This window comes from Bacillus sp. P4_D3 (genome assembly GCF_056401855.1).
The window spans coordinates 1-575 of record NZ_JBFUIN010001296.1 but is presented as its reverse complement, the minus strand read 5'-3'; the positions used below and the strand labels follow the sequence as shown (position 1 = coordinate 575).

Annotated in this window: 1 protein-coding gene; it reads right to left on the bottom strand. The window is 32.1% G+C overall.

The window, feature by feature from the left end:
• Positions 1 to 34: 34 nt before the first annotated feature.
• Positions 35 to 400, bottom strand: a complete 366-nt coding sequence (locus AC1DTM_RS30910) for a hypothetical protein (RefSeq protein WP_477001756.1) — start codon at positions 398 to 400, stop codon at positions 35 to 37.
• Between the last annotated feature and the right edge of the window lie 175 nt (positions 401 to 575).

Below are 575 nucleotides of genomic sequence, written 5' to 3'. Positions count from 1 at the left end.
AAATAAGCCGTAATATGTTATGTAGTTAGATGAGTTATTGATTAGAAAATTTATCAATTGCTTGAATAGCAAATTCCAATGCTTTTATTCTTCTTTCTAAAAGTGTTCTTTGAGGACTACCAGCCTTTGAMTTTTCATACGCCCTCTCAATTGATGGAAGCAAACCAGTAATGACATTACGAGCTTCTGCTAACTCTTCCAGGGTGTAATGATGGGTTCTTTGATTCCAAACGTTTTCTAGCATTGCTAAGCCGATGCAAACAGCTTTCAGTCGTTTCTTTACTAAAGTAGTATTTGCGCCTTTTTGAGTCATCTGCGACAAAGCATTTTCTAATTTATTGATTGTCGATTGTAAAGATTTTATTGATTCCAATTTATCTACATTTGATACGTTTTCCATTTTAGTGCTGTCCCTTCTTCGTTTCTAAATTATTTTGTTTAATGTTTGATAAAATCGTTAAGAACTTGATTTTACTCGAAATATTTTAACATAAATAACTATATTCAAGTTGGACAATAACTTAAAGGAAAACGGCTACTAAACTTATCATCCCTCCCTTACATCATTCTATATG